General features: G+C 63.6%; 16 protein-coding genes. 10 read left to right on the top strand and 6 right to left on the bottom strand.

The genetic code is table 11. The features are described from left to right. Window positions 1–51 precede the first annotated feature (51 nt). The 3 genes from C454_RS12085 (at window position 52) to C454_RS12095 (ending at window position 4,160) form a co-directional block, all read left to right on the top strand. Window positions 52–1,314 (top strand): amidohydrolase, encoded by a 1,263-nt coding sequence (locus C454_RS12085; RefSeq protein WP_004976031.1) that lies wholly within the window; start codon window positions 52–54, stop codon window positions 1,312–1,314. Between the two features lie 129 nt (window positions 1,315–1,443). Continuing rightward, window positions 1,444–2,700 carry a hydantoinase/carbamoylase family amidase gene (locus C454_RS12090; protein WP_004976033.1) on the top strand — a complete coding sequence of 419 codons (1,257 nt, stop codon included), beginning with the start codon at window positions 1,444–1,446 and terminating at the stop codon, window positions 2,698–2,700. A gap of 641 nt (window positions 2,701–3,341) precedes the next feature. Beyond that, a complete protein-coding gene (locus C454_RS12095; protein ID WP_004976035.1) occupies window positions 3,342–4,160 on the top strand; it encodes an IclR family transcriptional regulator in 819 nt (272 codons plus the stop codon). A gap of 179 nt (window positions 4,161–4,339) precedes the next feature. Here the strand turns inward: C454_RS12095 and C454_RS12100 are convergent, their stop codons facing one another. Next, complete coding sequence (locus C454_RS12100; protein ID WP_004976039.1) at window positions 4,340–5,437, bottom strand: TrmB family transcriptional regulator; 1,098 nt, start codon at window positions 5,435–5,437, stop codon at window positions 4,340–4,342. A gap of 996 nt (window positions 5,438–6,433) precedes the next feature. Continuing rightward, window positions 6,434–8,584: a glycoside hydrolase family 3 N-terminal domain-containing protein gene (locus tag C454_RS12105; protein ID WP_004976041.1), complete on the bottom strand. Its 2,151-nt coding sequence runs from the start codon at window positions 8,582–8,584 to the stop codon at window positions 6,434–6,436. Window positions 8,585–9,104: 520 nt separating this feature from the next. Here C454_RS12105 and C454_RS12110 point away from each other — a divergent pair. The 6 genes from C454_RS12110 (at window position 9,105) to C454_RS12135 (ending at window position 15,326) form a co-directional block, all read left to right on the top strand. After that, complete coding sequence (locus tag C454_RS12110) at window positions 9,105–10,703, top strand: ABC transporter substrate-binding protein (protein ID WP_004976043.1); 1,599 nt, start codon at window positions 9,105–9,107, stop codon at window positions 10,701–10,703. A gap of 21 nt (window positions 10,704–10,724) precedes the next feature. Beyond that, window positions 10,725–11,729 (top strand): ABC transporter permease, encoded by a 1,005-nt coding sequence (locus C454_RS12115; RefSeq protein ID WP_004976045.1) that lies wholly within the window; start codon window positions 10,725–10,727, stop codon window positions 11,727–11,729. Then, complete coding sequence (locus tag C454_RS12120) at window positions 11,716–12,777, top strand: ABC transporter permease (RefSeq protein WP_394324755.1); 1,062 nt, start codon at window positions 11,716–11,718, stop codon at window positions 12,775–12,777. Before C454_RS12115 ends, C454_RS12120 begins: the two co-directional genes overlap by 14 nt. A 33-nt stretch (window positions 12,778–12,810) precedes the next feature. Continuing rightward, window positions 12,811–13,857: an ABC transporter ATP-binding protein gene (locus tag C454_RS12125; protein ID WP_004976050.1), complete on the top strand. Its 1,047-nt coding sequence runs from the start codon at window positions 12,811–12,813 to the stop codon at window positions 13,855–13,857. Continuing rightward, window positions 13,854–14,960 (top strand): oligopeptide/dipeptide ABC transporter ATP-binding protein, encoded by a 1,107-nt coding sequence (locus tag C454_RS12130; RefSeq protein WP_004976052.1) that lies wholly within the window; start codon window positions 13,854–13,856, stop codon window positions 14,958–14,960. Before C454_RS12125 ends, C454_RS12130 begins: the two co-directional genes overlap by 4 nt. Before the next feature lie 132 nt (window positions 14,961–15,092). Next, complete coding sequence (locus C454_RS12135) at window positions 15,093–15,326, top strand: hypothetical protein (RefSeq protein ID WP_004976054.1); 234 nt, start codon at window positions 15,093–15,095, stop codon at window positions 15,324–15,326. Between the two features lie 863 nt (window positions 15,327–16,189). On the opposite strand, the gene C454_RS12140 is transcribed toward C454_RS12135, so the two are convergent. The 4 genes from C454_RS12140 to glpK form a co-directional block, all read right to left on the bottom strand. Beyond that, window positions 16,190–17,059: a class 1 fructose-bisphosphatase gene (locus C454_RS12140; protein ID WP_004976056.1), complete on the bottom strand. Its 870-nt coding sequence runs from the start codon at window positions 17,057–17,059 to the stop codon at window positions 16,190–16,192. Between the two features lie 934 nt (window positions 17,060–17,993). Continuing rightward, complete coding sequence (locus C454_RS12145) at window positions 17,994–19,160, bottom strand: Cdc6/Cdc18 family protein (protein ID WP_004976059.1); 1,167 nt, start codon at window positions 19,158–19,160, stop codon at window positions 17,994–17,996. Window positions 19,161–19,207: 47 nt separating this feature from the next. Then, complete coding sequence (locus C454_RS12150; RefSeq protein WP_004976060.1) at window positions 19,208–20,287, bottom strand: hypothetical protein; 1,080 nt, start codon at window positions 20,285–20,287, stop codon at window positions 19,208–19,210. A 1-nt stretch (window position 20,288) separates the two neighbouring features. After that, a complete protein-coding gene (glpK, locus tag C454_RS12155; RefSeq protein ID WP_004976061.1) occupies window positions 20,289–21,995 on the bottom strand; it encodes a glycerol kinase GlpK in 1,707 nt (568 codons plus the stop codon). 372 nt (window positions 21,996–22,367) lie between these two features. Between glpK and C454_RS12160 the strand changes: the two genes are divergently transcribed. Further along, entirely contained in the window at window positions 22,368–22,601 is a 234-nt protein-coding gene (locus tag C454_RS12160; protein ID WP_004976062.1) for a DUF2249 domain-containing protein, read from the top strand. The last annotated feature ends 39 nt before the right edge of the window (window positions 22,602–22,640 follow it).

Genomic DNA, 22,640 nt, shown 5'->3' on the forward strand with positions numbered 1-22,640 from the left:
TGTGCTACCGCTTCCCAAACAGTTTAACGGGGTGGTTGCAATGTCGGCTTCATGGCGTACGCCAGCACGCTCTCCCTGCGAGAGTTACGACAGGACCTTCACGCCCACCCCGAGTCCGGGTGGAAGGAGTTCCGCACGACAGCCCTCATCGCCGCCGCGCTCGACGACCGCGAGTTCACACTCCACCTCGGCTCGGACGCAGTCGCCGAAGACGAGCGACTCGGCGTCCCCGACGACGACGCGGTCGCGGCCGCAATCGAACGCGCACGCGAGGAAGGCGCACCCGAGGCCTACCTAGAACGGATGGGCGGTATCACGGGGCTCGTCGCCGAGAAGACCTTCGGCGACGGGCCGACCGTCGGCGTCCGCGTCGACATGGACGCCCTCGAACGCACCGAGTCGAGCGACGAGGCGCACCGCCCCGCGAAACTGGGCTTCGCGAGCACGCACCCCAACGAGATGCACGCGTGCGGCCACGACGGTCACACCGCCATCGGCCTCGGCATCGCCCGCGACATCGACGACGACGGCGGGTTCGACGGTACGCTTCGGCTGTTCTTCCAGCCGGCGGAGGAGGGCGGCCGCGGCGGCAAGCCGATGAGCGAGACCGACCTGCTCGCGGACATCGATTACTTCCTCGCGCTCCACCTCGGTCTCGGCAACCCCACGGGGACCGTCATCGCCGCCTACGAGAACCCGCTTTCGAACGCGAAACTCGACGCGACCTTCGAGGGCGCGCCGAGCCACGCGGGCAACGCGCCCAACGAGGGGCGCAACGCGCTCCACGCGGCGACCGCAGCGGTCCAGAATCTCTACGGGATTCCGCGCCACGCCGACGGTGCGACCCGCATCAACGTCGGGAAGTTCGAGTCCCCCAACCCGCAGAACATCATCGCAGAAGAGGCGCGTCTCCGCGTCGAGGTCCGCGGCAGGACCGCCGAACTCAACGACTACATGCTGGAAAAGGCCCGCCGCGTGCTCGACCACGCCGCGGGCATGCACGACGTGTCGGTCGAGACGGGACTGTACGGGAAGACGTCGACGTTCACGGCCGACGACGAGATGGTCGAGGCCGTCCTCGCGTCGGCGGCCGACCTCGACGACGTGACCGAGACGGTCCCGCGACTCGACATCGGCGGCAGCGAGGACGCCTCCTACCTCATCCGGCGCGTGCAGGACCACGGCGGGAAGGCGACCTACGTCGGTATCGGCGCGAGCAACGAGTTCGGCCACCACACCTCGCGGTTCGACATCGACGAAGACGCCCTCGACGTCGGCGTCGACGTGGTGTGTCAGACGATTCGAACGCTCTAACGCGGCGACTCGACCCGGCTGTCCGACCCCGACCAGCCGCGCGTCCCGGCCGTCGTCGCCGCCGCCGACCCGTAGAATCTGCCACGAACGCACACAATTATTAGCTATCGTTTGCGAGTTGAGTCGCACATGCAGGCCTCCCAGCAGCGACTCCGCGAGGACATCGAAGCGAACGCCCGCTTCGGCGACATCGACGCGCCGGCGGGACGCGGCCGAACCGTCCTGACCGGAAGCGACGCCGACCGACGCGCTCGCGAATATTTCGTCGAGCGGCTGCGCGACGCCGGCCTCTCGGTCCGCATCGACGCCGTGGGCAACGTCGCCGGGCGGTGGGTCCCCGAGGGAGCCGACCCCGACGCGGCCCCCGTCGCCGCCGGGAGTCACCTCGATTCGGTCCCCGAGGGTGGCATCTTCGACGGCCCGCTCGGCGTCTACGCGGCGCTCGAAGCGGTCCGAACGCTCCAAGAACGAGACGCCGACGTGAGCCTCGACCGCCCAATCGACGTCGTCTCGTTCACCGAAGAGGAGGGCGCGCGCTTCTCGCACGGCCTGCTCGGGTCGTCGGTGGCAACGGGGGCGCGAGACGCCCACGACGCGCTCGCGTTCCGCGACGCCGACGGCACGACGCTCGCAGCGCACCTCGACGCCATCGGCTTCCGCGGAACCGACACCATCGCGGCCGCGGAGTGGGACGCGTGGGCCGAACTCCACATCGAACAGGGGACGCTCCTGGAGTCCGCGGGGGCGTCGGTCGGCGTCGTCGACGCCATCACCGGTATCACGACCTGCGCGGCCGACATCGTCGGCGAGGCAGACCACGCCGGCGCGACGCCGATGGACGAGCGCCGCGACGCGCTGGTCGCCGCCAGCGAGTTCGTCGTCGACTTCCGGGCCGCGGCCGACGACGTGGCGCAGAACCAGAGCGCCACCGCCGTGGGAACCGTCGGCCAGTTCGACGTGACCCCGAACGCGCGCAACATCGTCCCCGGTGAGGTCACGCTGCAGATGGACATCCGCGACGTGAACTACCGGGCGATGAACGCCATCGCGGAGCGAGCGGACGCCGCGCTCGCGCGCCTCGAAACCACCCACCCGGTCGAGACGAGCTTCGACCGCTACCGCGACCAGCGCCCGAGTCGGATGGCCGACGACTGCGTCGACGCCGCATTCGCCGCCGCCGCGGCCGAGGATATCGACGCCCAACGGATGCATTCCGCGGCGATGCACGATACTGCAAATGTTGCCACCGTCACCGATGCCGTGCTCCTGTTCGCACCGTCGGCGGACGGCCTCTCGCACAACCCGCGCGAATGGACCGACTGGGCCGACTGTGCGACCGCAGCGTCGGTTCTCGCGGGGACGCTCGCTCGCCTCGCCGCCGCGTGAGTCGTTGCCTGAGCCGTCGCCGACGACCCACCCCTCTCTGCCACTCCGTCTTCGCGTTCCGATAGTTTAGCGCTCTACTCGCGTCTTTGCCGCCGTTTCGTCCCGACCGCATCGCCAATCTCGCTATGTGACACGCACCCGGCATGCTCACCCAACGGCGTCGTCTCGGTCGCGTTCCGGGAGCGTCGGACGCGCTCCGCCGGAGATGTCGGATTCCCGCTTGGAGTGGTCTCGGGTCGCTCGGGTTCTCGTCCAGCGAGCCACGGACCACGATAGCCGAAATCACTCGTGGACAACTCTGTACCGCTGCTTTGCCGTCAAATACAACGACTATCGGAGTCGCAGGCGACGTATCTCTCGGTACCGAAGTCAACAAGCGGAAACACCGGGAGTACGACGATTCTACGCATCTGACAGGCAGGGATCGCGGGCAGTGGCCGTCGCCTCCGGTGTGTCTCGGGGGATGCGCACATCCGCGCTCGCGCTGGGCGAGGGGGTGGACGACTCCGGCTTCGAGTCGGGGTTGACAATTATCGAGCGAAACCGCCTTCGAGCCCCTGTCTCGACACCGATTTTGCCCAACACGTTTCGATTGCAAGATATTCGGAACAGCTATGACACCCGATAGACGTTCTCGTAGCATGCCCGAGAACCCCAACACCGATGCGCCGTCGCGGACCCTCAGCACGGTGGACACGGCGGTCAGCGTCGTCAGGGCGCTCGAGGAGTTGAACGGGGCGCGCGTCGCCGAGTTGGTCGATTACCTCGACCTCTCGAAGTCCACGGTGTACAACCACCTCGCGACCCTGCGGAAGAACAACCTCGTCGCCAAGGACGGCGACAGCTACCATCTCAGCCTCCAGTTCCTGCTTCTGGGCGAGTACGTGCGCAACCAGCAGATACTCTACCAAGTCGGCAAGGAGGAAGTCGAGGCGCTCGCGGAGAAGACCGGCGAGTACGCCCACCTCTCGACCGAACAGCACGGCCTGCGAATCAGCCTGCTCAAGGTTCGCGGCGAGCGCGCGGTCGGCAGCCAGTACCAGCGCTCGAAGATTCAGCGCCCGGACAACCTCCACGCGTCGTCGACCGGGAAGGCCATCCTCGCGTTCCTCCCGCGCAGTCGGGTGGCGGAAATCGTCGACCAACACGGCCTGCCGGCGAAGACCGAGGCGACGATCACCGACCGCGACGCGCTGTTCGACGAGCTCGACGCCATCCGCGAGCGGGGGTACGCCTGCAACGACGAGGAGGAAATCGAAGGCCTCCGCGCCGTCGGCGCACCGATTCGAGACCGAAACGGCACCGTCCTCGGCGCGCTGAGCGTCTCCGGGCCGACGAGCCGAATCAAGGGCGAGCAGTTCCGCGACACCATCCCCGAGATGGTCACGAGCACTGCCAACATCATCGAAGTGAACATGAACATGGCGGCGCGGAGTTCGAACGCCGGGCGCTTCGACTGAACCGCCCGCCCCCCGACAGCCATGACACAGATATGCCCGTAATCTTTTGCGACATCTCATCCGGGTTCGGATGCGGTGTCCGGTCGAGCAGTTCGGCGTTCTGACCGTTCTCCCGACCGTTTCACCGGGGCCGTCCCGCAGCCGTCGTCGGCCGCTCGAAGCCAGCGAGCGCTGGCCCGTCAGTCCCGTCTCTCGTGGGTGAACGGTGTCTCTCCGATGTCGATACGCTCCAAGGTGATCGTCCGTATCTCCATGTCTTCGAAGACAGCACCCCACCCGCCAACGACGGCCGTTTCGTCGCCCGTGTCGAGTGTGAGGTTCTTGTACGCCCCAAGGTCGGACAGCGCCAGCCGTGACGGCGGTCGCTCGTCTCCGTAGAACGAGATGTCGGCGACGCTCCCTTCGACAGCCGTCTCTCCGCCATCCGCAAGGTCGACGCCTTCGACGGTGACCCCGAGTTCGAACCCGCGTTCCCAAAGCGGGACGATATCCCGAATGAACTCCTCGATGGTGACGTAGGTGTACTGGTCTTCGGCGTCGAGGTAGACGGTCGGGTACAGGTTCCACAGACAGGTGAGGAAGAACCAGTGAAAGACAAACGGCAGGATGCGGTCGTAGACGAGGACGCCGTAGTCTTCGTCGGAGCGCGTGTTCGGTCCGAAACACGTCCGGTTTCGGTCGATAACGACGAGGTACGGTCCCGGAATGGTACACACACGAAGTTCCGAGAGCACCCCACTCGGGTCGAACGCCGCGGGTGGTTCATCGTCCTGGTCGATGTAGACGGCCGCACGGACGACGACACCTCGGTCGCGGGCCTCTCGAAGCGCCGGAGAAAGCGACTGGAGTTGTTCGAACGACCCGGCGACCTCCACGACGGTTTCTGCGTCGTCGATGAGGTCCTGTGCGTTCTCGACTGCTGTCTCGACACGCTTGGTGACGCCGACTCTCGCGTCCATCCGCTCGGGAGTTCGGTACCGCTCGCGGACCGCTTCGGCGGCATCGTGGAGGAGTTCACCCCTGGACTCTAGGTCCGCCATCGCCGCCTCCGGGTCACACGGTTGCACGTACAGTTTCTCTCGTTCGATCGTTTCGACGTACCCCTTCGATTCGAGGCTCCGGAGAACGTCGTACACTTGCGAGACGGGGACGGCGCTCTCACGACCCACCTCGATAGCAGGCGAGACGCCCATCTCGAGGAGTGTGAGATAGGCGTCGGCTTGGTACGACGTGAGGTCCGCGTACTCGAGTGCGTTCGTCAGCGTTTCGCGGTCCATACCCGCACCCACACAATCGTTCACCATGAATACTTCGTTGATGTCCGGCCCTGGTTCCGGGAGCCGTTTGCGTTCGACCAGTACGTGGTAAACCGCCTGTGCGGGGGAGTTCGACCGCTTCGAAACGACTGCCGTCGCTCGCGAACGATTCACCGTGCGGGTTCCATCAGAGATGGTTACTTTCTTGTCAGCAATTCGGGTGTCGTTGGTGGGCGATATACTACCCTCGGGAGGCCGTCTGAGACACCGCCACCGAGATCACGACTCACCCAGAGCCAGTCGAATATGTGGTGCCTGTCTCGAGGCACGATTCAACTGCTGAATGGCTGTCCGAGTCTCCGTTGGGGAACGTCGCGAACGGCGGGCACACCAAGTCATTACGGGCCTAAGTCTGTAATAGATATCCCGGCTACGACCCAGATATACTCTAGGATATGATAGCTGAGCCGGCGACACGGCTTCGTGCCCCTACCGAGGAGCGAACCAATTCGGACGCCATTCCCAGATACGCCGTTAGAAGCCGTCAATCAGGCGTTTGGAATGTCGGCGTACTTATTTTTCAGCGCCCTATACAGAAAATTTGCTTGTGTCTGCTTCCTTAGTATTCTAGTCTATCCGAATCAGAAACACGGGCATCATGCCCTTTAAAGCCGGTTTCAAGGGCATAATCTCTTTCAGTAAACTTACGCTACTCTGAGTTGTTTTCTCAATCTTTCACTGAAATGTCCTGATATTCTGAATATGTGTGTTTCATGTGGCCGAATGCCAGACGATGGGTTCCCGTAGGATACCGAACGACGGCCCGAAAGGTCGTCCATGAGAGCCTCACGAAACGCGGGCGACGGCTCAACAGGAGGCAGTTCCGTGTCTGTTCTCGCCGCGGCGTCGAGAGGGGGACACGTAGTGGCGGCGCTCTCTCCACGAAGAACCGCCAGGAAAAATATCGCCGCCGAAAACCTCGCTCGGAACGGGTTACACAGTCCGCGACGAGGCCGGTCAGTCGGACTTCGGTTCGACGGTAATCGTGACAGCTTGCTCGCCGACACGAAGGGTGTACTCACCCGGAATCGCCAACACCCTGCCGGTTTCGTCGACGCGCCCGATCGATGCCGCATCGATGGGGACCGACACCGTCTCTGTGGCTCCGGGGTCGAGCGAGACACGCTCGAACCCACAGAGTTCCCGGACCGGGGTTACGCGCGTTCCAGCCTGGTCGGTGACGTACACCTGTACGACGGTCGAACCGCGTCGGTCCCCGACGTTCTCCACGGGGAGTTCGACTGTCGTGGTCCCGTGGGGTGACATCCGCTCGTTCGTCACGGTCATCGAGCCGAACTCGAACTCGGTGTAACTCAGCCCGTGACCGAATTCGAAGAGTGGGTCGTACGACGGGAGATGTTCGTCGGGACCGATCGGTGTCGGGTGCGGGAAGTGATTGAACCGGGTGGGAAGGTGACTCGCGGACCGAGGGAACGAAATCGGTAATCGCCCGCCGGGGTCGCACGCCCCGAAGAGCGTCTCCGCGACGGCTTGGCCACCCATTGTCCCCGGGTAGTACGCCAGCAACAGCGAGGGGAGATTCGCTGCCATCCACTCCACGGCCAGCGGTCGACCGGTGACGAGGACGCCAACGACAGGAGTCCCCGTCTCGTGCAACGCGGTTACGAGCTCGCGCTGCGCATCGGGGAGTTCGAGCGTGGTTCGGTTCGGAAACTCGTCGGGGGCGGTACCGCTCTCCGCGGTCGGCCCAAACTCGTGGATATACCAGTTCTCTCCGACGGCGACCACCGCGACGTCCGCATCCTTCGCCGCTTCGACTGCGGCGTCGATATCGTCTGGGTCGGTTACCGTCGCCCCCCGCTCGTAGGTCACCGTCCCATCGCACACGGATTCGATTCCGTCTTTGATTGTGATGACGTCGGTGCCCGCTTCGTCGGGGACGCTCCAGCCACCGAGTTGGTGAACGGGGGTGTCTGCGTTCGGTCCAGCGACGAGAACGTCGGCACCGGGGTCCAACGGGAGCGTGTCGTCGTTCTGAAGCAGCGTCATCGACTTCCGCGCGGTCGCTAACGCGTCGGCTCGATGCGCATCGGCACCGACGACGTCTCGCGCTTCGTTCGCATCGACGAACGCGTCTTCGAAGAGCCCGAGCCGGAATTTGAGGTCGAGGACGCGCCTGACGCTCTCGTCGAGAGCGTGCTCTGCAACCGCCCCCGCTTCGACGAGCGACACGAGATGGTCCGCGTGCGCGACCGCATCGACTGATGCGACATCGAGTCCAGCGTTGCGAGTCATCCGGACCGACTCGCGGTGGTCGCTCGCGACGTGGTGGTCCTCGTGAAGCATCCGGACCCCGTTCCAATCAGAGACGACGGTTCCATCGAATCCGAGTTTCCCTCGCAGAAGGTCCGTGAGATAGTCGCGTGAGGCGTGTGCGGGCTTCCCGTCGATTGCGTTGTAGCAGGGCATAACGGACGCGACGCCCTCGTCAATCGCGTCGAGGAACGACGGTAAGAAGACGTTTCGAAGGAGGTACGAGGACACTTCGACGGGGGCAGTGTCTTCCCCCCGTGCGGGCTCGCTATAGGCCGGGAAGTGCTTCGCGGTTGCCGCCACGGAGTTGGGGTCGTCGAGGCCGTCGCCTTGGTACCCGCGTACCATCGCACCCGCCATCCGTCCGCACAGAAATGGACTCTCGCCGAACGTCTCGAAGGTGCGGCCCCACCGCGGCTCTCGAGCAACGTCGCACGTGGGCGAATAGTTCTGCTGTGCCCCCGACTTCCGGACTTCGGTTGCAGTGACCGCTGCCGCCCTCTCGACGCCGTCTTCGTCCCACGTTGCCGCCATCCCGAGTCCGTTCGGGAACGCCGTTCCTTCGGCGACGTACGCGTGACCGTGGACGGCATCCACGTTGAACAACAGCGGGATACCGAGTCGAGTCTTCGACAGCGCGACTTCTTGAAGATGGTTGACCGTCTCTACGATGTCGTCTATTCGAGAGTCGAGCGCTCCTGCCCACCCGAACGACGCAACAGCACCGACTGCGGATTCGACGATTTCGTCTTCGACGTCTTCGACCGATTTGAACCCATCAAGTTGTCCCGCCCACGTGCCGACGAGTTGCCCGACTTTCTCTTCGACCGTCATTCGGTCGAGAAGGTCCTCGATGCGCTTCTCGGTCGGGAGAGTCTCATCTCTGTAAGGGGGATGCTTGCTTTCTGACTGCATACGGCGAAGAGAAGGCCGCTACTACTTATACATTTGCCAACGCGTGACGAGCGTCGCTCAGACGGCCGTGTTTCGCGACGAGAGCGCGACTGTGCCGTGTTCTCCGACGCCGACGTGTCCGGTGTGGCCCTCTTGGGAGAACTGTCACAACAGCCATCTGCTACACCTAACCAAATGTTTATTAACAATGACTGTGGTTTGTTATCAGTACGCCATGTCAGACAGTACTGACCGCTTTAGCGACTTGATTAGCCGGCGCCGTTTCGTCGAACTAACCGGTGCAACCGGAATCGCAGCCCTTGCGGGGTGTAGTGGTGGTTCTACCGGAGGTGGAACGACCGACGACGGTGGGTCGAACGGGGACACGACCGGGTCCAACGGGAACGATGCAGGCGGTGACGATTCCGAGACGAGTGGGACGACTGTCCTCGACAAGAAGATGGTCGGTGCCACGAACAACGGTGTGCCGACGAACCTCCACCTGAACCCGGAAGCGACACAGAACTACGACCCACGAGCGGGGAACTTCGTCTTCGAACGGTTCGCCGCCTACAACTTCTCGACCGGCGAGTTCGAGTTAGCCGCGCTCGACTCGTGGTCCATCGAGGGCCAGACGGTGACACTCACGCTCCGGGACGACCTGTTGTGGGATACCGGCGAGGACGTGACCGCGCGTGACGTCCTGACGCAGTTCCGCCTGATGAAGAAGATGAACACGTCGCTTTGGGACTTCACCGAGAGCGTCGAACGGGGCGACGACGACAAGACCGTCGTTCTCAACCTGAAGCGACCGTCCAACCCGGAGGTCATCAAACACACGCTCGCCAACGGCTCACTCCGACTGTTCGCGTACCATCCGACCTTCGAACAGTTCCTCGATAAAGAAGCCGAGGAGCTCCAGCAGTTCAAATACGAGGGAGACGTGGTCGCGAGCGGCCCCTTCTCGGTCGCGTCGAAGTCGAAGCAGTCGTGGGAACTCACGAGGAATCCCGAATACTACGGCGCTGAAAACATCAACTTCGCGGGCATCTCGCTTCTCTCGCGGGCGGACAACACCGCACTCCAACAGGGCCTGATGGGCCGCGAACTCGACTTCGTCACGAGCCTCTTCGCGCCGCCGAAGATCGTCGGCAACTTCCCCGACTCCGTCGAAGAGGTCACCATCTCTGCGAAGTGGGGGTACGGCGTCCTGTTCAATCACGACGACCCCGACTTCGGGAAGCGAAACGTCCGGCAGGCCGTCGCTCACATCGTCAACCGCCAGCAGGTCGTTGATAACGCAGGGCCGCGAACGAAAGCGCCCGCACCGAAGGTGACTGGCATCGCCCCGGGTGACCAGGAATCGTGGCTCGGTGACGCGTACGACTCCTTCGAGGGGTACGGCATGGCGGCGTCGCAGACGGACAAAGCCGCCGCGCTCCTCCGCGAGGCCGGCTACTCGAAGGAAGACGGCACGTGGACGCACAGCAGCGGTCGAACCCTCGGTGGGACGTACTACACCCCCGCTGGCTGGACGGACTGGACCACGGCGACGAACACTGTCGTCGACCAGTTGAACGCGTTCGGCTTCGACTTCGAAATCAGCCAGAAGCCGACGGGGGATTTCTTCGGCGGCTACATCGAATCCAACTTCAAGATCGGCGCGTTCTACTGGCTGCCCGGTGGCGCCCGGTCGTCGTTCCCGTACTTCCCGCTCCGCTGGCAGCTCACGAACCCGGACATCGACGGCGGCCACAACTTCCCGGAGGGCGAACAGACTGTCCCCGGGATGGACGGCGGCGAGATGACTATCGACCCACTCTCGGTGGCACAGGAGATTTCGACCACGCAGGACCGAGCCACGACGGAGAAACTCATCAAGCGTGTCGCGTGGCACCACAACCAGAACCTTCCAATACTGGGGCTGGTCGCGAAGCTCGAACAGTCGTGGCTCACCACCGACGAGTGGGACATCCCGGCGGAAGGGAGCGACGACCGAGCGATCAAGTGGCCAAGCGAGTGGCTCCCGCGCAAGGGACAGCTCATGGCCGAGCGATAATCGAAGTGGAGCAACGTAACCATGAGTAACTACTACGTCCGTCGGACGGCCAGGGTGTTCGCGACCATCTTCGCGGTCGCGACGCTCACGTTCGGGCTGATTCGCCTCCTTCCGGGCGGACCCTTCACGCAGTTGCGCGCGCAACTGCTTCGGCAGGGCGTTCCGGCATCCGAGGTCGACGCCCGGATTTCGAACCTCCAGAACATCGACCCCAACGCGCCGCTCTGGCGGCAGTACCTGGACTACATGGGCGCCGTCGCGCAGGGGAACTTCGGCGAGTCGATCTCGCTGGGCGAACCGGTGGCGCAGGTCATCGCCGAAGCGGTGCCGTGGACGGTGTTCGTCGTCCTGGTGTCGACGATTCTCATGTTCGCCGTCGGTATCTTCCTCGGGTCGTTACAGGCCTACTGGGAAGGTTCGCGGTTCGACAAGGCGTTCAGTGGCCTCTCGATCGGCCTCATGTCCGTCCCCTTCTACGTCGTCGCCGTCATCTCGCTGTACGTCTTCGCGTACCAGTGGGGATGGTTGCCGACGGCGGGGACAGTCGGGACCAACGTCGACAAAGAACTGAGCGTCCCGTTCGTGCTCAGCGCGCTCGAACACAGTCTCTTGCCCATCTTCTCGTACACGCTGGGCGGGATCGGCGGGCAGGCGTTGGCCATGCGCGGGAACAGCATCCAGGTGCTCGGTAACGACTACGTCCGGGTCGCGAGACTCCGCGGGCTCCCCGACCGCCGAATCGCGACTCGGTACGTCGCGAGGAACGCCATCCTTCCGATGTACACCGGGTTCCTGTTGCTCCTCGGATTCCGCCTGTCGGGGACCGTCATTCTGGAGCAGATATTCTCGTACACCGGACTCGGCTACTACATGTTCGCCGCGCTGAAGGCGAACGACTACCCGCTCATGATGGCGACGTTCCTCATCATCACCGTCGCGCTCATCGTCGGCGTCTATATCGCCGACCTGACCTACAGCAAGATCGACCCGCGAATCAGTGCCGGAGGTTCTGATGAAGCGTACTGAGAGAGAAGAGTCCAGCGCGGCGGAGTCCAGCGCAGTGGTTACCGACGGTGCCGGCGTCGACTGGCGAGGGTCGGCCTCGTCGTCGGTGACGGTGACTCGTGCGGAGCGACTTCGAGAGTTCTACGAGGAAACCGTCCTGAAACCGATGCTCGTCGCGTGGTCGGACAGCAGAACCCGACTCGGACTGCTCATCATCGGGTTCTACGTGTCGTTGGCGCTCGTGGCCGTCCTCGGTCTCTGGCGAGCGCCTTCGACGAGTCAGGCCCCTCGGTACCTGACGCTGTTCGAGAACATGCAGTACCCGCTCGGGACGACTGCGTCGGGGACGGACCTCGCCGCACTCATCATCCACTCGACTCCAGACATCTTGCTGATGGTCACCTCGGGTGGGCTCTGGGCGACCGGTATCGCCGTCCTCGTCGGGACCGTCGCTGGGTACAAGGGCGGTTCGGTCGGACGCGCGTTGATGTCGATATCGGACTTCGTCATGGCCATCCCCGGGCTCCCGCTGGTGATGATTCTCGCGATTACGTTCAATCCCAAGAACCCGATCCTGCTCGGAATCGTCATCAACATCAACTACTGGGCTGGCCTCGGCCGGTCGATCCATTCACAGGTGCTGACGATTCGAGAGAACAACTACGTCGAAGCCTCCCGGACGATGGGCGTGAGCACGCCGCGAATCATCCTGAAGGACGTGATTCCGAACATCATGCCGTACGTGACGGTCAACTTCGTGTTCGCCGCCCGGTACGTCGTGTTCGCATCGATCGGACTGTTCTTCCTCGGCGTGTTGCCGTACTCCGACCAGAACTGGGGCGTCACCCTGAACTTCGCGTACAATGGTGGTGCCCTGTTCTCTTGGAGTGCCGCACACTGGCTTCTCGTCCCGATGGCCGCGATTATCGGCCTCTCGGTCGGCCTCATCCTCCTCGGTCAGGGGATGGACCGCGTGTTCAACCCGCGTGTCCGCACTCGGCTGACGGGGGAGTCTGAGTCGACCGCTTCGGCCGACGAGAAAGACACCGGCATGACGGAGGTACTGTAGATGACTGCCAAACAGCGCGAAACGACGACAACTATGACGACAGACGACCCAATCATCGAGATCAACGACGCGGCCGTCACGTACGACGGCGGCGAGACGTTCGTGTTGGACCACGTGAGCATGTCTATCGAACGTGGCGAGATTCTCGGCATCGTGGGCGAGAGCGGAAGCGGCAAGTCGATGTTCGCCGACTCGATGCTGGACGCCATCCCCGACCCCGGACGACTGTCCGGTGAGATACGCTACCACCGCGACGATGGGACCACAGTCGACGTGCTCGAACTCTCCGACGACGAACTTCGGGAGTTCCGGTGGGAGGAGGTGTCGATGGTCTTCCAGGGCGCGATGAGTTCGTTCAACCCGACGATGAAGATCGGCGGGCACTTCAGAGAGACGCTGAAGGCCCACGACGCCGACGTCACGTCTGGAATGGAGTTCGCCCGTGAACTCCTCTCTGACCTGTACCTCGACCCGGAGCGCGTGCTGACGTCGTACCCGCACGAACTCTCCGGCGGGATGCAACAGCGGGCACTCATCGCCCTGTCGCTCGTTCTCGAACCCGAGGTGCTGGTGATGGACGAACCGACCGCCGCACTCGACCTCCTGATGCAGCGGTCGATTCTGACGCTCCTCGAGGACTTACAGGAGAAGTACGACCTGACGATGGTGTTCATCACCCACGACCTGCCGCTGGTCGCCGAACTCGCCGACCGGATGGCCGTCATGTACGCCTTCCAACTCATCGAGGTCGGCGACCGTGAGCAACTCATCGCGAATAGCGGGCATCCATACACGCGAGCGTTGCTCAATGCGACGCCCGACATCGAAGCATCGCTCGAAGAGATGCGACCGATCGAGGGACAGAGTCCGGCACCCATCAACGTTCCACAGGGGTGCGCCTTCGCACCGCGATGTCCACTCGCCACCGAAGAGTGCCGAGTTGAAGACCCGGTGTTCACGCAACTCGACGACGGCCACGCCGTCGCCTGTCACCACGCGGAAGACGCACGAGACGAGATTGCGCTGCACTTCGACCGTTCCGAGGAGACCGTTCCGGTCTCGGGAGGTGGTGGGTCGTGAGCCGTGCCGACGAATCGTCGACCGGGTCCGACCAGCACGACGAACCACTCATCTCACTCGAAAACCTCGAAGTCCACTTCGAAACAGAGCAAGGACTGTTCGACCTCTTCGAGGAGCCAGACGTGGTCAAAGCGGTCGACGGCGTCTCGCTCGACATCGAGGAGAACGACGTCCTCGCACTCGTCGGGGAAAGCGGGTGCGGAAAGACCACCCTCGGCAAGACGACCATCGGACTCCAGCGGCCGACGGGCGGGACGGTGACGTACAGGGGACAGGACATCTGGGCCGCCAAAGACGGCAACGGAGAGATACCGTTCGACGAGATTCGGTCGTCGCTCCAGATTATCCATCAGGACCCCGGGAGTTCGCTCAACCCCAATCGACGGATTCTGAACATCCTCGCAGAGCCGATTAAGCTCACTCCCCCAGCGGTCGGGGCCAGCGAACGCCGCGAGCGGATTCACGCGCTTCTCGAGCGCGTCGGTATGAACCCCGCAGCGGACTTCGCAGACCGGTACCCACACCAGCTCAGCGGCGGAGAGAAACAGCGCGTGGCGCTCGCTCGCGCGCTCTTGATGAATCCCGACGTGATCCTCGCAGACGAGGCCATCAGCGCACTCGACGTCTCCTTACGGGTCGAAATGATGGACCTGATGCTCGATTTGCAGTCGGAGTTCGACACCTCGTTCGTGTTCGTCTCGCACGACCTCTCGAACGCGCGGTACTTCGCAGAACACGGGGACGGTCGAATCGGGGTGATGTATCTCGGAAACCTGGTCGAAGTCGGGCCGGCAGACCAACTCATCGGCGACCCCAGTCACCCGTACACGAACGTCCTCCGCTGGGCGACGCCGAACTTGTCCCGACAGTCGGGTGAGGCTGGTGAGCCGCCGATGCGGAAGATAGACATCCCGGATCCGGTCAACCCACCGAGCGGGTGCCGGTTCCACACACGCTGTCCCGAAGCACGTGAGGCGTGCCGAGAGGTGGCCCCACAACTCCAACAGTCCGGTGAGGCCGCTGGCCATCGCGTCGCCTGCTTCAGAGACGACCCGAACCACACCTATTGGGATAGCGACCCGCTGACGGAGGACGATGACTGATGTGAATGGGTGGTTGTCGCTTCCGCCTCACTCGCTGGTCGCCGGTGCGAACCCGCCCTTCCATCTCGACCGGAACCTGACCGGTATCGGTCGAATCGGGAGCTTGATAATCGGTGCAATATACGATACCGTATGACACGGCTAGAGACGGTTGTCGACGTGATCTGCGACCAACGTGACCGGTTCCCGCTGTTCGTCGCAATCGGCATCGTGATGGGGCTCCTGCTCGGGTTTTCGTTGTTGTATCTCGAACCGGGGACTGCCGCGTACGCGATCGCGCTCGTCGACGTTGGCCTCGTTGCGGTCACGGTGGTCGGGTTTGGCGGCGGCTTTTGGCTCTGTACGAAGCGCTCCGTAGAGGACTGACGCGGTACTGGCGACGGCGCTGAGCACTCGGTGGGGACGAATGGCTGGTCTCACGAGAAACGAATCACTGCGCGACACCCGACCGCCGCTGAATGCGTCAAACCAGCAAAGGACCCAACCGCTCCCTGGAGACACCAGTCAGGAGTTCTCCGCGCACTCCAGGAAGCGGTTATTTATGTAAAGAAAGGAGACATAGACACACCATAGCAAATTTATTACATTTGACTATCGGTCTGCTGACTGCGGAGCGACTCAGCTGAGATAACAGCAAGGTGGGCGATCACCTCGTCAATTATGTTCAGATGTGATGAGTATGTATTGATTTTATTATACAATAGTACTGGATGGGACGCTTCTTGCGCCAAATTGGCCGGACACCGCGAAACCGTCCTGAGTACGTTGCCATACTCCCGTCAGAGGCCCACAGTCACCCGTACGACGCCTCGTTCGTCGTCGGCCACCGGTATCGGACTCAGTCCCGACACCCTGACCGACTCGATTCGACCACGTGAGCAAAAACCTCGTGAAGTGTCGGTTTTACACGCGTATAGGCTGTTTTAACCGAGTCTTTTCCTCCCTCAAGTGGAATTCACACGGGCTTCGGTAATGAGCCATATTTTGAACAATACTCTATGTCTCAAATCACCTCGACAGTTGGCTGCCGAGCACGGTCGAAGATATTGTATTCTAGAGAATGAGTCCCCAAGTGAAATCTGAATTTAATACTAACTATACATATATTTCATCCGCGGTCGGAACGGACGTGCCACCGCCGCGCTATCGAGCGCATTGCTCAGTTCGGTGGGTGTCGGTGAGTCTGGCTCGTATCGGACCGCGACTCCGCCACCGCGTGAGTCGGACCGTCAGCCCAGTCGCGCTTCCAGCGACTCGACGAGCGAGTCGTTGCCGATGTAGACCGGAACGCGGTCGTGGATGCCGTCGGGCGTCCCCGAGAGGAGCGACGCCTCGCCGTCGGAGGACCGCCCGCCCGCACACTCGATGATGTAGCCGATGGGAAAGCCCTCGAACTGCTGTCGGAGTTTCCCGCTCGGTGCGTCGGTCTGTGCGGGGTACGCGAAGACGCCGCCGTAGTGGAGAATCTGGTTCACGTCGCCGATCATCGAGCCGCCGTAGCGGAGCTTCATGCCCTCGGTGCGCTCGGTCTCGCTGGCGAACGCCTCGAACTCGTCGAACCAGTGGTTGACGCGGCCGCCGAAACTGAAGATGGCGGGGTCGTCGGGCAGCGTCAACTCCTCGCGGAGCGGGCGCTTGATGCCCGATTCGAGGATGTACTCGCTGACGACGCCGTCGCGGGCGGCCACGAGCGTCGTCACCGGGCCGTAGAGGATGTAGCCAGCGGCGAGCAGATTCTCGCCGCCCGTGGGGAGCGGTTCGTCGTAGACGCTGTAGAGCGTCCCCATCACGTTGTTCGGCTTCAGGTTCGTCGACCCGTCGAGCGGGTCGAGCGCGACGGACACGCCCTCGCCGATGTCGATGACGTCGGCGCGCTCCTCGCTGGCGTACTCGCCGACGCCGTCGAGGGGACGAAGCCGCTTCAACAGCAGTTCGTCGGCGTAGGTGTCGGCTTCCAGTTGGCGCTCGCCGCTCGGGTTCGTGCCCTCCTCGTAGACGCGCCGGCCGGGCAGGCCCGCCCGAATCGACGGCGCGGCCGCACAGAGCGTCTCGACGACGGCGTCGACCACGTCGTCCTCCCGACTCGATTCGTCTGTCATGCGTTCGATACACCCTGCGGAGTCGCGGATGCGTCGAAGCGGTTCGACGGGACGCCGACGGGCGGCGCGCGGACGGGCGTCGGGGTGGTCGTCATTACCTACAGATTCCGTGGACGGAGTATAGTTCTGTCCCCGAGCGTAAGCGTTGCACCGCGCCGACGACGGGGTTTGCGGCGGGTTTTCGACTCGGGCGCTGTTGAAATCCTCCGCTGGTGGAGGTTGTTGGACTCGTGCTGAATACAGGGCGCGAGTCGGCTATGAGTTCAGCACTCGATATGGGCAGCTCAAATCGCTACGTACAGTTTTTCTACTCAGCGGTTATCTCTCGGGGCTTGGCAGAACTAAACTACGTATTGCATTTTGTTCCACCAAGGGGTACCCAGAAGACATATTATATCAACTAAGAAGAAATAATTATGTCAACAGGTGGGGTGCCTGGGTTCATTACAACTCTCCCTCTCGTGGCACTGATTGGTCTCTTCGGTAGTTCAGCAGCAATCGCCTACTGTATTCGAGTACTCGCTGCCCGATACGAGACACCGGCACCGCTTTCAACGGGAAGTCTCACGCTCATCAGTGTACTAGGACAGTTAGCGGTTCTATTCACCGCAGGAACTGTCCTCGCCGGAATTGGTGGAATTCCTGCGAGCCCTTCCTTCTTCGGCCCCGCAGTCCCAGTACTCCTGTTTGGCTATGGACTCCCTCTCGTAGTCATCGCAGTTCTCATCGGGAAATTGATCGAGTGGCGCAGTCAAGATGAACCGTCACGTCGATTTATACATGGTTCGAGCACCGTATTCGCAGTCATCCACCTGCTAACGGTGCCTACCGTTTGGGCAATGTTTGTTCTAATTGAATTACTGATTCGCAGTTACTGATCACAGTTCTGTTATCAATTTCCGTGGCGTCTGTGAGACAGATACGTTCGAACAGATTACTGCGCGGCGAACAGTCGTTCGAACACGACCGTCGGGAACCGCGGTTCGAGTCGGCTCGGCGGCCGGCCCTTTCGGTCGACGCGCTCGGCCGTGACCCGACGGGTGATGCCGTCTTCGGCGAGTTCGTAGAGGATTCGCTTGACCGTCGCCGCCGAGAGGTCGACCGACTTGGCGATGTGCTGGCTCGTCGCCCGCACCGACTGCTGTTGGTCGGGGCGCAACGCGAGGAGTTCGTGAAGCACCTGCTGGCGGTTCTCCGGGAGCGCGAACACGCGGCCGAGCGAGACGCACGGGCGCGGCACCGCGGCGATTCCCGCGGCGGTGTCGGCGGCGGTGATGCTCTGGTGTCTGTTCCGAGTCGCCTCGTCGGCCGCGCCGAACAGCGCCGCGAGCGCGTCGTGGGCGTCGCCGTCGGCCCACTCGGCGATGTCGCGCGCGAGTCGGTGGTCGAGCGTCCGCTGGGACCCGGCCGACGACGCCCGGGTCATCAGCACGTCGATGAGCACCTGACTCTGGTACGGTTCGAACTGAATCTCGCCGGCCGTGTAGTCGGTCAGCACCGTCTCGTCGGGCGACGAACGCCCGATGGCCAACCAACTGACCTTGCTCGGCAGTCCGGCACAGAGCTCGACGAACGCCTCGCCGTCGAGCGTTCCCGGCTCTTCGAGGTGGTCGACGGCGACGATGGCTCCCGTCTGCGGGCCGTCGAGCGTCTCCTTGAGCCGCGACTGGAGCGCCTCCGTCTTGATGCCCTGCTTCGGCACCGACTCGTCGACGAGCGCGTCGAGCACGGCGTGATAGAACGCGAACGCGCTCGTCGTCTCGCGCGCGTCGACGTAGACGAACCGCGGCGCGAACGTCGCCTGCACGCGAGTCGTCGTGTGAATGGCGGCGTTGTTGACGCTCGACACGCGGACGAGGCGGTCGAAAAGCGCCGTCACCACCGCCGACTTCCCCGACCCTTTGGGGCCGTAGACGTAGGCGTTCGGCGGGAGGTGGCCGTCGAACACCGGGTCGAGGTAGTCGAGCAGTCGCTCCAACACCGGCCCGCAGTTCACCGGGTCGTCGATGTGCGCGACCGGCGAGAGCGAATCGTAGTCGACGAGGAGGCGAGGCTCACCGTCACGGCGCTGTCGACGTTTGATCCTCGCTTCGATGTCCATGTCGTGGATGATAGTTCCGAAATGGGAGGTATATCAGTTCTGACTGCTCACGGCAGCGGCACCGCGCCGGCCGTGGTGAAGACGCCCGCGATGGCGAGCAGGCCGAGGACGAACGTGGTCGTCACGATGGAGGCCGCGGGCGGGTCGAAGTGGGTGCTGCCGTGGGCGTAGAAGACGCGCTCGTACACCTCGCCGAGGACGCCGCCGAGGACGCCGAAGCCCGCGCCGAGCACGAGCGCCACGGGGACGCTCGCGCCGTCGAGCATGGCCATGCTGGCGATGAACGTCGCCGGGAGGCTCATGTGGTGGGTGACCGGAATCTTCTCGACGCCGAGATTCAAGAACAGCAGGCTCGTCGCGGAGATGCCGAACGGGATGAACAGGCTCCCCGTGCGCGCGAAGATGTACGCGCTGAGGATGCCGACGGCCATTCCGACGGCGGCGACGCCGCTCCACTTGTACTGGTGCGGGAGCCACGGCTCGACCGCGAGACGGTACGAACCGCCGGTGGCGGTCCCGCCGTCGGTCATCGCCTCGCGTTTTGTGCCCGTCTCGAACGGCGACACGTCGAGGAAGCCCTTGCCGCGGGGGGTTCCGACGAGTTCGTAGCCGAAGACGGCGCGGGCGAGCAGCGCGGTCAGGACGACGCCGACCGCGGGCGGGTCGAGCGGGAGCGCGAGGCCAGCAGAGGTCTGACGAATCGCCATCCCGATGACGCCGAAGACGCCGCCCACCGCGAGGATGTCCGGCCGGGTGCCGAGCGCGTACGCGATGTCCTTCGCGGGGTGGTAGTCGCCGTCGGCGGGCGCGGGCATACCGTCGTTCTTCGCGGCGTAGGCCGCGGCGGCGACGCCGCCCGCGAAGGCGACGTGAGGGCCGAAGACGGGGCCGAACGCCAGCGGGCCGACGATGCCGGCACCGTAGCCGCCCGCGGCGTCCGCGACGAGGCCCCCGCCCCCGACGAACTCCGTGGAGACGACGTTGCCGGCCTCGCCGACGAGCACCATGATACCGGTGAAGATGAACGCCGGCAGCGCCCCGAGAGACGCGCCGAACATCCCGCCCGCGAACGAGGCGATGACGAGCACGAGGATGTCGACGGCTTCGAGGCCGAAGACGATGGCCATCTCACTCGTCCCCCTCGGTTTCGTCTTCGCGCGCCCAGTCGAGCGAGCGGTCGACCGCGTCGTGCCAGCGGTCGTACAGCTTGTCGACGCGCTCGGCGTCGGCCTCGGGCGAGAACTCGCGGTCGACCTGCCAGTTGTCGCGGAGTTCGTCCACCGTGTCCCAGTAGCCGACGGCGAGGCCGGCGGCGTACGCCGACCCGAGGGCGGTCGTCTCGTCGACCTCCGGCCGGGCGATGTCCGTCTGGATGATGTCGGACTGGAGCTGACAGAGGANTCGGTCGACCTGCCAGTTGTCGCGGAGTTCGTCCACCGTGTCCCAGTAGCCGACGGCGAGGCCGGCGGCGTACGCCGACCCGAGGGCGGTCGTCTCGTCGACCTCCGGCCGGGCGATGTCCGTCTGGATGATGTCGGACTGGAGCTGACAGAGGAAGTTGTTCTTGACCGCGCCGCCGTCGACGCGGAGCGCGTTCAGTTCGACGCCCGAGTCGGCCTCCATGGCCTCGGCCACGTCGCGGGTCTGGTAGGCGATGGATTCGAGCGTCGCGCGGACGAGATGCTCCTTCCGCGTGCCGCGGGTCATGCCGACGATGGTGCCGCGGGCGCGACCGTCCCAGTGGGGCGCGCCGAGGCCCGTGAACGCCGGGACCATGTAGACGCCGTCGGTGGACTTGACCGAGCGCGCGAGTTCCGCCGTCTGGGCGGCGTTGTTGATGAGGTCGACGTCTTCGAGCCACTCGATTGCCGCGCCGGTGATGAAGATAGAGCCTTCGAGGGCGTACTGCACGGGCTCGCCGGAGAGTTGGAACCCGATGGTCGTCAGGAGGCCGTGGTCGGACGAGACCGCCTCGGTCCCGGTGTTCATGAGGTAGAACGAGCCGGTGCCGTAGGTGTTCTTCGCGTCGCCCTCGTCGAAGCAGGTCTGGCCGAACAGCGCGGCCTGCTGGTCGCCGAGCGCGCCCGCGACGGGGATTTCCGCGCCGAGGAAGCCGTCGGCGTCCGTGTGGCCGTAGAGGTCTTCGTCCGAGGACGGCCGGACCTCCGGGACCATCTCTTTGGGCACGTCGAACTCGGCGAGGAGGTCGTCGTCCCAGTCGAGCGCCTCGATGTCGTAGAGCATCGTCCGCGAGGCGTTCGACACGTCAGTGATGTGGTTGCCCGTCAGGTTGTAGATGAGCCACGCGTCGATGGTACCCATCAGGAGTTCGCCCTCCTCGGCCCGACTGCGGAGGTCGTCGCCGCGCGAACTCTGGAGCTTCAGCGGCTCCGCGTTGTCGAGAATCCACTCGACTTTCGTCGCCGAGAAGTAGGCGTCCGCTTCGAGGCCGGTCTGCTCGCGAATCCACTCGACTTTGTCTTCGGCCTGGAGTTCCTCGACGCGGTCGGTCGTCCGGCGGTCCTGCCAGACGAGCGCGTTGTGGACCGGCTTGCCCGTCTCGCGGTCCCAGACGATGGTCGTCTCGCGCTGGTTCGTGATGCCCAGCGCTTCGAGTTGCTCCGCGTCGAGGCCGGCGTCGGCCAGCCCGTCCGCGATGACCTGCTTCGTGTTCTCCCAGATTTCGAGGGGGTCGTGTTCGACCCATCCCGGATTCGGGTAAATCTGCTCGTGTTTCTCGTAGGCGTTGCCGACGACCTGCCCGCTGTGATCGAAGATCATGAAGCGCGTTCCGGTCGTCCCCTGGTCGATCGAACCGACGTATGTGTCTACCATGTGTGTTCCGTGCCCTGCCCAATTCGTTATTGCTGGTGCGGGCTTACCAGTAAACAATATATTGAATCGTTATAAATATACCTCTCAGACTGATTTTCGTCGGTGACACACGGGAACCAACTGTCGTTCGAATGGGTGTTTCGAGAGCCCACCCACACAATAGAGGCGCTTTCATCCGCGTATTCCCGGAGTAACCAGTTCCCGTCCGAAAGCACCCGACGCTCGGCGACGAACGTATTCTTCACCGAGAACAATCACAGAATCATTATGTTTACTAGCCATCCGCAGTGGGTAGTGTCGATTCGGTTCAGCCGTGCGAGCGAACGTGTTCGGGGTAATCGACTCGGTGGTCTCCCGCGAGGGACGATACGCATGGCAGACACCACCCTCGACGTGCGCGACCTCCCCCCGGTAGAGCGCCATCCGAAGATTCACGCCGCCTTCGACGACCTCGACGCCGGCGAGTCGCTGACGATTCTCAACGACCACGACCCCAAGCCGCTGTTCTACGAGATGCAGGCGGAAGTCGACGCCTTCGACGCCGACAACTACACCGTCGAACAGCGCGCCCCCGACGAGTTCGCGGCGACGTTCCCGAAGCAGTAGCGTCGCGGCCGCGGGTCGTGACCGCGGTTCCGGCCCGCC

Origin of the sequence: Haloferax gibbonsii ATCC 33959, from assembly GCF_000336775.1 — an archaeon.
GTDB lineage: Archaea > Halobacteriota > Halobacteria > Halobacteriales > Haloferacaceae > Haloferax > Haloferax gibbonsii.

Bases quoted from the DNA above. Each gene is read 5' to 3' on its own strand.
- C454_RS12160 (WP_004976062.1), top strand. From the start codon at position 22,368: ATGGCAGACACCACCCTCGACGTGCGCGACCTCCCCCCGGTAGAGCGC.
- C454_RS12085 (WP_004976031.1), top strand. From the start codon at position 52: ATGGCGTACGCCAGCACGCTCTCCCTGCGAGAGTTACGACAGGACCTT.
- C454_RS12135 (WP_004976054.1), top strand. From the start codon at position 15,093: ATGACACGGCTAGAGACGGTTGTCGACGTGATCTGCGACCAACGTGAC.
- C454_RS12110 (WP_004976043.1), top strand. From the start codon at position 9,105: ATGGTCGGTGCCACGAACAACGGTGTGCCGACGAACCTCCACCTGAAC.
- C454_RS12150 (WP_004976060.1), bottom strand. From the start codon at position 20,287: ATGGCCATCGTCTTCGGCCTCGAAGCCGTCGACATCCTCGTGCTCGTC.
- C454_RS12105 (WP_004976041.1), bottom strand. From the start codon at position 8,584: ATGACGGTCGAAGAGAAAGTCGGGCAACTCGTCGGCACGTGGGCGGGA.
- C454_RS12095 (WP_004976035.1), top strand. From the start codon at position 3,342: ATGCCCGAGAACCCCAACACCGATGCGCCGTCGCGGACCCTCAGCACG.
- C454_RS12100 (WP_004976039.1), bottom strand. From the start codon at position 5,437: ATGGACCGCGAAACGCTGACGAACGCACTCGAGTACGCGGACCTCACG.
- C454_RS12115 (WP_004976045.1), top strand. From the start codon at position 10,725: ATGAGTAACTACTACGTCCGTCGGACGGCCAGGGTGTTCGCGACCATC.
- C454_RS12120 (WP_394324755.1), top strand. From the start codon at position 11,716: ATGAAGCGTACTGAGAGAGAAGAGTCCAGCGCGGCGGAGTCCAGCGCA.
- C454_RS12090 (WP_004976033.1), top strand. From the start codon at position 1,444: ATGCAGGCCTCCCAGCAGCGACTCCGCGAGGACATCGAAGCGAACGCC.
- C454_RS12125 (WP_004976050.1), top strand. From the start codon at position 12,811: ATGACGACAGACGACCCAATCATCGAGATCAACGACGCGGCCGTCACG.
- C454_RS12140 (WP_004976056.1), bottom strand. From the start codon at position 17,059: ATGACAGACGAATCGAGTCGGGAGGACGACGTGGTCGACGCCGTCGTC.
- C454_RS12145 (WP_004976059.1), bottom strand. From the start codon at position 19,160: ATGGACATCGAAGCGAGGATCAAACGTCGACAGCGCCGTGACGGTGAG.